At 67.8% G+C, this 8,191-nt stretch carries 7 protein-coding genes and 6 pseudogenes; 8 read left to right on the forward strand and 5 right to left on the reverse strand.

What is annotated here, in order from left to right; translation table 11 throughout:
- Positions 1–157 precede the first annotated feature (157 nt).
- The 3 genes and pseudogenes from ABZY11_RS25440 to ABZY11_RS25450 all read left to right on the forward strand — a co-directional run bounded on the left by ABZY11_RS25440 (position 158) and on the right by ABZY11_RS25450 (position 2,000).
- A pseudogene (locus ABZY11_RS25440) lies at positions 158–1,160 on the forward strand (IS630 family transposase).
- Positions 1,161–1,173: 13 nt separating this feature from the next.
- A pseudogene (locus ABZY11_RS25445) lies at positions 1,174–1,341 on the forward strand (DUF6616 family protein); the annotation flags it as partial.
- Between the two features lie 98 nt (positions 1,342–1,439).
- Positions 1,440–2,000 (forward strand): HD domain-containing protein, encoded by a 561-nt coding sequence (locus tag ABZY11_RS25450; RefSeq protein ID WP_356481358.1) that lies wholly within the window; start codon positions 1,440–1,442, stop codon positions 1,998–2,000.
- 125 nt (positions 2,001–2,125) lie between these two features.
- Here ABZY11_RS25450 and ABZY11_RS25455 read toward each other — a convergent pair whose 3' ends face one another.
- Positions 2,126–3,106 (reverse strand): helix-turn-helix domain-containing protein, encoded by a 981-nt coding sequence (locus tag ABZY11_RS25455; protein WP_356481350.1) that lies wholly within the window; start codon positions 3,104–3,106, stop codon positions 2,126–2,128.
- A 129-nt stretch (positions 3,107–3,235) separates the two neighbouring features.
- On the opposite strand from ABZY11_RS25455, the gene ABZY11_RS25460 reads away from it, so the two are divergent.
- Together ABZY11_RS25460 and ABZY11_RS25465 are read left to right on the forward strand one after the other, a co-directional pair.
- Positions 3,236–4,204 (forward strand): NADP-dependent oxidoreductase, encoded by a 969-nt coding sequence (locus ABZY11_RS25460; protein ID WP_356481351.1) that lies wholly within the window; start codon positions 3,236–3,238, stop codon positions 4,202–4,204.
- A gap of 101 nt (positions 4,205–4,305) precedes the next feature.
- Positions 4,306–4,722 carry a nuclear transport factor 2 family protein gene (locus ABZY11_RS25465; RefSeq protein ID WP_356481352.1) on the forward strand — a complete coding sequence of 139 codons (417 nt, stop codon included), beginning with the start codon at positions 4,306–4,308 and terminating at the stop codon, positions 4,720–4,722.
- Here the strand turns inward: ABZY11_RS25465 and ABZY11_RS25470 are convergent.
- The 4 genes and pseudogenes from ABZY11_RS25470 to ABZY11_RS25485 form a co-directional block, all read right to left on the reverse strand.
- Positions 4,671–5,843 (reverse strand): transposase, encoded by a 1,173-nt coding sequence (locus ABZY11_RS25470; RefSeq protein WP_356481353.1) that lies wholly within the window; start codon positions 5,841–5,843, stop codon positions 4,671–4,673. The genes ABZY11_RS25465 and ABZY11_RS25470 overlap by 52 nt on opposite strands.
- Positions 5,844–5,869: 26 nt before the next feature.
- Positions 5,870–6,169 (reverse strand): annotated as a pseudogene (locus ABZY11_RS25475) (hypothetical protein); the annotation flags it as partial.
- Between the two features lie 48 nt (positions 6,170–6,217).
- Positions 6,218–6,604: a recombinase family protein gene (locus ABZY11_RS25480; RefSeq protein WP_356481354.1), complete on the reverse strand. Its 387-nt coding sequence runs from the start codon at positions 6,602–6,604 to the stop codon at positions 6,218–6,220.
- Between the two features lie 79 nt (positions 6,605–6,683).
- Positions 6,684–6,908, reverse strand: a pseudogene (locus tag ABZY11_RS25485) (recombinase family protein); the annotation flags it as partial.
- A gap of 91 nt (positions 6,909–6,999) precedes the next feature.
- Here ABZY11_RS25485 and ABZY11_RS25490 point away from each other — a divergent pair.
- From ABZY11_RS25490 to ABZY11_RS25500, 3 genes and pseudogenes are all read left to right on the forward strand, one after another.
- Positions 7,000–7,593, forward strand: a complete 594-nt coding sequence (locus ABZY11_RS25490) for a TetR/AcrR family transcriptional regulator (RefSeq protein ID WP_356481355.1) — start codon at positions 7,000–7,002, stop codon at positions 7,591–7,593.
- Positions 7,590–8,042: pseudogene (locus ABZY11_RS25495) on the forward strand (NAD-dependent epimerase/dehydratase family protein); the annotation flags it as partial. The gene ABZY11_RS25490 and the pseudogene ABZY11_RS25495, both read left to right, overlap by 4 nt.
- Positions 8,043–8,103: 61 nt before the next feature.
- Positions 8,104–8,191 (forward strand): annotated as a pseudogene (locus ABZY11_RS25500) (aminoglycoside phosphotransferase family protein); the annotation flags it as partial.

Here is an 8,191-nt window from a genome sequence, read left to right on the forward strand (position 1 = left end):
GTCGGGGAGTGCGTCCTGAACACGATGAGGAGCTCTATGTAGGAATTGCATCCTTATTGATCCGAAAACGCTTTGGGTTCAGGCTCGTTGACGGTGTGTGAGTGATCTGGTGGGGGATGCGCGGGCCTGGTCGCCGGACGCGCAGGAGGCCGTGCGGTTGCTGGCAGTGTCCGCGCTGGTGGAGGGCCGGGACCGGGTAGAGGTTGCCGCCCTGTTCAAGGTGTCGGTCAGGGCCGTGGACAACTGGTGGGCGCAGTGGCAGGCCGGCGGGCGGGGCGCACTGCTCTCCCGCGCGCGGGGTCGTCGCGTGGGTGAGCATCAGGTCCTGTCGGAGGCCGAGCAGGCCGCCGTGCGGCAGGCTGTCCTCGATCACATCCCCTCCGACCTGGGGCTTTCGGGTCAACTGTGGACACGGGGGCAGATAGGCGAGCTGATCTTCAAGCTGTACCGGGTCCGCTTCACCGAGCCCGGGGTGGGCAAGTACCTCAAGCGTTGGGGACTGACCTTCCAGCGTCCGGACAAGCGGGCGGTCGAGCAGGATCCGGAAGCGGTCCGCCTCTGGCACGAGGAGACCTGGCCGGCGATCCGGGCCAGGGCGAAGGCGGAGAACGCCGAGGTTCTCTTCGGCGACCAGGTCGGGATCCGCTCGGACCAGGTCACCGGCCGCACCTGGGGCGCCAAGGGCACGACTCCCGTCGTCCGCCGGACTGGGAACCGGTTCTCCGTGAACGCAATGTCCGCGATCAGCACCCGCGGCCGGATGCACTTCATGGTCTTCACCGAGTCGTTCGACGCGAAGGTCATGTGCCGCTTCCTCGCCCGGCTCGTCGGGCACTTCTACCGGAAGATCCACCTGATCGTCGACCGGCATTCGGCCCACCGCTCGAAGACCGTCCGGGCCTGGCTCGCCGGCCACAAGGACCAGATCGAGCTGCACTTCCTGCCCTTCGTACTCACCCGAGCTGAACCCCGACGAGCTGGTCAACGCCGACCTCAAACGCAGCCTGCCCCACACCCACCGGGCCAGGAACCAGACCGAACTCGCCGCCGAAACCCGCAGGTTCTTCCATAGACGCCAGCGTCAACCACACATCGTCCGCGGCTACTTCGGCGGCCCGCACGTCCGCTACGTCCTGGACGAGAACCCTTTGAGTTTCTGATCAATATGAGTGGTTTGCGGTCTGGCAGGCCCCTTCCAGGGAACTGGCCGACGCGTTCCTGGGCGGTGTCGAGAGCTCTGGCTGGTACACCTACTTCGAGCAGTCCAACATCGTGGGTGAGCTGCGGTCGGTCGAGGCGGTCGCCGCCGAGCACCTGGCACTGGAGGCTGAGGTCAAGTGAGCGTGCTCGAGAATCTGCCGGAGAAGATCGGAGGGTGGCCGCGCACGGAGGCCACGGAGGCCACTGTTGCCTTCGCTGCCTAGCACTCTCCGGAATGGCTGCTCAGCCACACTGTCCGCAGTTACTTCTACGCTCGTAGTATCGCCGTCGCCAGGAACCTCGTTGCCGGCGCGGACTACGACGACGAGACGCTCTTCCTCGCCACGGTGCTGCACGACATCGGCCTGACCGACGAGGGACAGGGGCCGAACCGGTTTGAGGTGGACGGTGCGTTCCGGGCCGCTCGCTTCGCCCGGGAACACGGTCTGTCCGATGCCGCCGCCGACCAGATCCGGGACGCGGTGGCGCTGCACACCTCCCCGGGGATCGCGCACCACAAGCACACGGTCGGGGCTCTCGCGCATTTCGGTATCGGTGCCGACATGTTCGCTTTCGGTATCGAGGAAGTGGACCGAGCAGTAGTGGACGCGGCGCACGAGGCGTTTCCGTATCTGGACCTGAGGAACAACATCCACGCGCAGTTGGTCCATCAGATCGACGAGCAGCCGTCGAAGTGGGCGCCGCTGTCGTTCGTCGACATCGTGTATCGCAAGTACCGGCCGGACAATCCGTTCCCCGGGCTGGACGAGCTGATCGCTGCCCCGGCGCGTCCGGAGTAACGACGTCTCGCGGTGGCTGCGGTCGGGTGCCGGGCCGTTTGCGGCGGGCAGCTGTGAGGAAGGAGGGCAGCCGGAATACGCCGGAAACGTGCCGTAGGCCAGGCGGAACGGTGAGTTGCTCGCCGCTACTGCGCTGAACCGTCGGCAGTTGTGGGGCGGAAGGTGCGGCGGTACGCCTGGGGTGTGATCCCGATGGCGGCATGAAGATGCTGGCGCAGGGAGACACCGGTGCCGAACCCGGCGCGGTCGGCGACCAGGTCGACGGGCCAGTCAGTGGTCTCCAGCAGGTGCCGGGCCAGGTCGACGCGCTGGCGGATGAGCCACTGGCCGGGGCTGGTGCCGACCTCGTTGCGGAAGCTGCGGGTGAAGGTACGCAGGCTGACGTTGGCGTGGGCAGCCATGTCAGCCAAGGTGACGGGTTCAGAGAGGCGTTCCATGACCCACGCCTGCGTGGGGGCGGTGCGGGGGCCAGTGGGGTCGGGGACGGGGCGCCGGATGTACTGGGCCTGGCCGCCGTCGCGCCAGGGCGGTACGACGCAGGAGCGGGCGACCTCGTTGGCGATGCCGCTGCCGTGGTCGCGGCGGACGATGTGCAGGCACAGGTCGATGCCGGCGGCTACCCCGGCGGAGGTGAGGATTTCGCCGTCGTCAATGAAGAGGACGTCGGGGTCGATGCGCGCGGTGGTGAACATACGCTGCAGGCGGTCGGCTTCGCGCCAGTGCGTGGTGGCGGGGCGGCCGTCGAGCAGTCCCGCGGCTGCCAGCACATAGGTGCCGGTGCAGATCGCCACGATCCGGGTTCCTGGGCGGATGGCAGCCAGGGCCTCGCGCAGGGCGTCGGGCAGGCGGCCCTCCTCGCGAATGGGGCCCAGCGCGTGGGAGGGCGGGATGACGACGGTGTCGACTGTGGCCAGCAGGGAGGCGTCGTAAGAGACGGTGAGCTGGTAGTCCGCCTCGGCGCGGACGGGCCGGCCGTCCAGGCTGCACGTGGTCACGGAGTAGAGCCGGCTGCCCGTGCTGTCGCGGGCGGCGCCGAAGATCCGCGCGGGGATACCGAGCTCGAAGGGGACCACCCCATCCAGGGCCAGAACGCCAACGTGATGCATGACCCGATCCTTTCATTCCTTGACCATCGGGCCACTACTGGGGGGCTGTCCGCCCGGGCAGTCTTGGGACGTGCCCAAGAGAACCGGCATAAATAACAAGAAACCCCCTGCTGAAAAGAGCACGTCATCATGGACCAGGCCACCACCCCCGCGACCATGCGCGCCATCTCCCTGGACGCCGCCGGAGCTCCGGAAGTCCTCAAGGTCGTCGAGACACAATGCCCGATCCCGGGCCGGGGCGAGATCCTGGTCCGGGTGCACGCGGCGGGCGTGAACCCGGCCGACTGGAAGATCCGCGATCGGGGCGTGTTCGCCAGTGGCGCCAGGCCGCCGTTCACGCTCGGTTTCGACGTCGCCGGGGTGGTCGAAGCGGTCGGCGACGGGGTGACACTCTTCCAGGCGGGGGACGAGGTGTTCGGGATGCCGCGCTTCCCGCACCCGGCGGGTGCCTATGCCGAGTACGTCGCAGCCCCGGCCCGGCACTTCGCCCCACGCCCCAAGGGCCTGAACCACATCCAGTCCGGTGCCCTGCCGCTGGCCTCGCTGACCGCCTGGCAGGCCCTGGTGGACACCGCGAACGTCCAGCCCGGCCAGCGCGTCCTGATCCACGCGGCCGCCGGAGGCGTCGGTCACCTGGCCGTGCAGATCGCCAAGGCCCGCGGCGCGTACGTCATCGGCACCGCCAGCTCCGCCAAGCACGAGCTACTGCGCTCGCTGGGCGCAGACGAGCTGATCGATTACCGCACCCAGGACTTCGCCGAGGCCCTCCGCGACGTCGATGTCGTCCTGGACTCCCTCGGCGGCCCCAACTGGGCCCGATCCCTGCAAACGCTGCGGCCGGGTGGCACGTTGATCTCGATCCTGCCGCTGAACGACACATTCCCCGCCAAGGAGGCCGAAGCGGCCGGAGTGCGGGCGGTGTTCATGCTCGTCGAGCCCGATCATGCGGGGTTGCGCGAGATCGCTTCCCTGGTCGAGAACGGCCGCCTGCGCGTGATCGCCGACTCGGTCTTCCCCCTCGAAGAAGCCGCCCATGCCCACACGCTGGGCGAGGCCGGCCGCACCACCGGCAAGATCGTCCTCTCCGTCACCTCCTGACCCACCCCTCAGCTGTTGCCCGGCGGCAGCCATGCCGCCGATTTCCCCGGTCTGCCTCAGGCAGGCCCCACCCCACCCGCACCACGCAGAACGGAATCACCATGAGCAGCATCACCACCCCGGCCAGCACCCGTGACGTCGTCGACGCGTTCTTCGCCCGCTTCGGCGAAGGCGACACGCCTGCCCTGCTGGACCTGTTCGCGGACGGCGTCGATTTCCACGTCGGCGGCGCCCCCAACGTCCCCTGGACCGGCAGCCGCGCCAGCAAGGACGACATCGCCGCGTTCTTCGCCTCCTTCGGCCAGCACCTCACCCCGGCAAAGGAGTACGTCGTCGCCACGACCGTCGTCGACGGCGACCACGCCGTGGTCATCGGCTACAACCGCTTCGGGGTCCTGGCCACCGGCAAGTCCTTCACCAACCACTTCGCCCTCCACATCACCACAGCCGACGGCAAGATCACCGGCTACCGCATGTACGAGGACAGCCACGCCATCAGCGAAGCCTTCGCTGTCTGACCACGCGGCACGACTATCCCCCGGCCGGAGTGTCGGCAAACGAACGTCGACCACCTTCGTGATGTCCACGGCCGTATGGAAATAAGGCAGTTCGCCAGCAGCTCGTTGAACTTGATGAGCTTCTCCTGGTCGTCAGGGTCGTTGTCCCGCATCTCCTCCCCGGCGAACCGGAGCCAGTTGGAGCACTTGTGGAACGCCTCGACCTTGTTCGTCATCGACTGGATCGACTCCCGCAGCTCAGGCTCCGACAGGAATCGCAGGAGCACGATGGTGCGCATCACCCGCCCGAGCTCGCGGTACGCCTGGTAGATACGGCTGCGGCGGGACTCGTTGCCCAGGCGCCGCAGCAGCGCGGCCGAGGAAAGCCGGCCCTCCCGGATGGAGAGGACCATGCGCATGAGGTCGATCCAGTGGTTCTCGATCAGCTTCCAGTCGATGACGTCCTTATCGGGGGCGCCGAACAGCGGGTCGATGTGCTGGTACCTCACAGTCGAGCTGGGCCGGTAGAAGACCAGGTCCTTCCGGTTGCGGATGCGCGGGAGCAGCTCGATGCCGAGCATGTGCGCGAGTCCAAAGACCGGCAGCGACTGGCCTTGCGTATCTCCGTGGACGATGTCCACGGTCACCTCGGACTCGTTCTTCAAAAGACCCTCGAACAAGTACACCGCCTCCCACACACCACACGGGATGAAGTGGGAGAAGAGCGCGATGTAGGTGTCGGAGATGTGCCGGTAGGCGATGCCGCCATAGCCGCTGTACCGGATCGAGGTCTCGGCCAGCAGGTTGTTTTCCCAGGTGTCGATCTGGGAGCCGTCGACCCCGGCCTTGGAGACATCGCCCCAGACGTGCGCGAGGTCGAGCTGGATGAACATGTCGATGACGTCCGCCGACGCCATGTTCAGCTTGTCGGTGGTGATGTGCTGGTTGCCCGCCAGCGACAGCTCGTGCACTGACACGTTCTGCCGCATGTGCCGCGCGACCTGGGTGGGGCCCGCGTTCGTCCCATAGCAAAAGACCGTCAAGACGTACCGGGCGAGTTTGTCGCGGATCTTCGGGGCCGATCCGGAGGCCGGCCCGAAGTGCCGCCACCACTGAAGCCAGTACGCGGTGCGCGCGAGCACGTCCAAAAGGCTCCACTCCGGCAGTGCAGTTCGGGCTGGAAGAGGGTGGCGAGGAAGAAGGGGTGCGCCGGCAGTTCTGCGATCCGGACCTCGCCCGCGTCGTCGATGCCGGGGAAGCGCAGCCCATGCGAGCGCAGCAGGTCGAGGTGGTGCGGATTGGGGCCGTAATTGCAGTAGTAGCGCTCCATCGTGCGCCCGGCGCCCAGGTGGCGGGCGGCCCGCGAGCCGCCGGTGAGCTCGATCGCACCCTCGTGGCCGACCAGCGAGCAGGCGAGCGGTACGACCACCGCGTCCTCGGCGGCCGTCAGCGGCGCGTTCTCTGCGTGACGGCCCCGGTGTCCTAGCTCAGACACCAGCCGCAAAGTAGAGGGTGATCACGCGGTCGCCGCCGTGGCGACCTTCTCGTCGTGCTCGCGCAGCATCCGCATGACAATGGCGGGCGAGGGGTGTTGCCCCTTCTTCGTACCGGTGGTGATGACGAGCCGCTTGGCGATGTCGCGCAGGCTCATCTCCTGGTCACGCAGGTGGAGGGCCATGGACAGCATGTCCTCGTCGGTGACGCCCGCGCCGCCGATGGTCTTGCCGCGCTTGCGGGCGGACTCGTGGCCTTCGAGGGTGCGGTCACGGGTGTACTCGCGCTCCATCCCGGACATGGCCGGGAGCACGGTGAACACGATGCCGGAGGGGCCGTGCGAGCCCTTCAGTTCTCCGGTGAGGAACTCCAGGCCGACGTCGCTCGCCTTCAGTTCCTCGGCGAGCATGGCGAGTTCGATACCGCGGCCGAGCCAGCCGCTTGTGCTCGTGGACGACGAGGGTCACGGCGACGCCGGAGGAGCGGATCTCCCCGGCGAGCTTCACAGCGGCCTCCAGCTCCGGTCGTTTGGTGGCGCGGGTGGAGATCTTCTCCGAGAAGACCCGCGTCACCCCGGTCTCGGCGAGGGAGTCAAGCTGTGCGTCGAGGGACTGCCGGGCAGCCGAGGCCCGTGCGTAGCCGAGACGGACGTGCCCGGCCGGTTCAGCGCCGGCGCTCACCGGCCGGGGCAGCTCGGTCCACTCATGAAACACCCGCCACTCCCGCTTTCGACTCCGACGTGGACATCGCTGCGACAAGCTTGAGACGCTTTACAAAATCTATAGACCGGTCTATTCTTTAGTCATGGATGGAACCAAGGGAGCCAGGACCAGCTCGCGGCTGGCGGAATCGATGCTGGAACTGATCCAGCGGCACGGCTACAGCGGCACGGGACTCAACGCGGTGGTGGAGCACGCGGGTGCCCCGAAAGGGTCGCTCTACTTCCACTTTCCCCAGGGGAAGGAGGCCCTCGGAGAGAAGGCGGTCGAGCTGGCGGCCGCGCGATTTGGCTCTCTCGTCGCCGACTCGGCGCGAGGGTCGGCCACGCCGGGTGAGGTGGTACGCCGTGTGATCGACGAACTGGCCGGGATGCTCAACGACAGCGGCTTCCAGCTGGGATGCCCAGTCTCGGTGGTGACACTGGAGATGGGTGCGCAGAGCGAACGTCTGCGAGACGCCTGCGCCCATGCCTTCGAGTCATGGATCGCGCCGGTAAGTGACCTGCTCAGTGCGCACGGCCGCCCTCGTCCCGTCGCCCGGGCCCTGGCGACAGCCGTGGTCAGCATGGTGGAAGGAGCGGTGATCGTCTCGCGTGCCCAGCGGTCCACCGAGCCGCTGCACTGCGCCGCCCAGGCGATCGCCGTGCTGCTGGAACAGAGCGCGGAGGCTTCGGCATGAGCCCGGAGGACCGGCATGCACTGGTGCTGGGTGCGAGCGGCTTCATCGGGCGCCACCTGGTACTTGCGCTCGGCCAGGCCGGCGTTCGAGTCAGCACGGCCAGCCGGAGCCATGAGTCCTACCAGCGGCTGACTCGGTGGCTGGCCGGGCGCGGGTACGACCAGGTCCCGACCGACCTCCGGGTCAACTTCGCCAAGGCGTCACTGATCGACGGCGAGTGCGACGACATCACCGAGATCTACAACTGCGCCGGCGCCTACCGGTTCGGCATGTCGGTGGATGAGGCGCGTCGCGCCAACGTTGACAGCGTCCGCGCAGTCGTCGCGTTCGCGGCGCGGCTGCCGAACCTGCGCCGCCTGGTTCAGGTCTCCGGATACCGCGTGGGCGGGCAGGACGCCGCCCCGTGGAGCGAGGAGTATCGACAGGAGACCTACCGGGCCCTGGGCGCCTACGAGGCGTCCAGAGCCGAGGCGGACGCCGTCTTCCAGGACCTGGCAGCGCAGTTGGGCGTCGGTCTCCGCGGATCTGCGCGAGCACGACCTGGTGGTGCTGGCGCTGTCCCGGGACCGGTACGGTCTGGCGCCCGAGGCGTACGACA

It is taken from the genome of Streptomyces sp. NPDC006510 (assembly GCF_040611955.1).
In the GTDB taxonomy this organism is placed as follows: domain Bacteria; phylum Actinomycetota; class Actinomycetes; order Streptomycetales; family Streptomycetaceae; genus Streptomyces.

What these genes read in the sequence shown, in the direction of transcription:
- ABZY11_RS25460 (WP_356481351.1), top strand. Translation starts at nt 3,236, where the DNA reads ATGGACCAGGCCACCACCCCCGCGACCATGCGCGCCATCTCCCTGGAC.
- ABZY11_RS25455 (WP_356481350.1), bottom strand. Translation starts at nt 3,106, where the DNA reads ATGCATCACGTTGGCGTTCTGGCCCTGGATGGGGTGGTCCCCTTCGAG.
- ABZY11_RS25490 (WP_356481355.1), top strand. Translation starts at nt 7,000, where the DNA reads ATGGATGGAACCAAGGGAGCCAGGACCAGCTCGCGGCTGGCGGAATCG.
- ABZY11_RS25465 (WP_356481352.1), top strand. Translation starts at nt 4,306, where the DNA reads ATGAGCAGCATCACCACCCCGGCCAGCACCCGTGACGTCGTCGACGCG.
- ABZY11_RS25480 (WP_356481354.1), bottom strand. Translation starts at nt 6,604, where the DNA reads ATGCTCGCCGAGGAACTGAAGGCGAGCGACGTCGGCCTGGAGTTCCTC.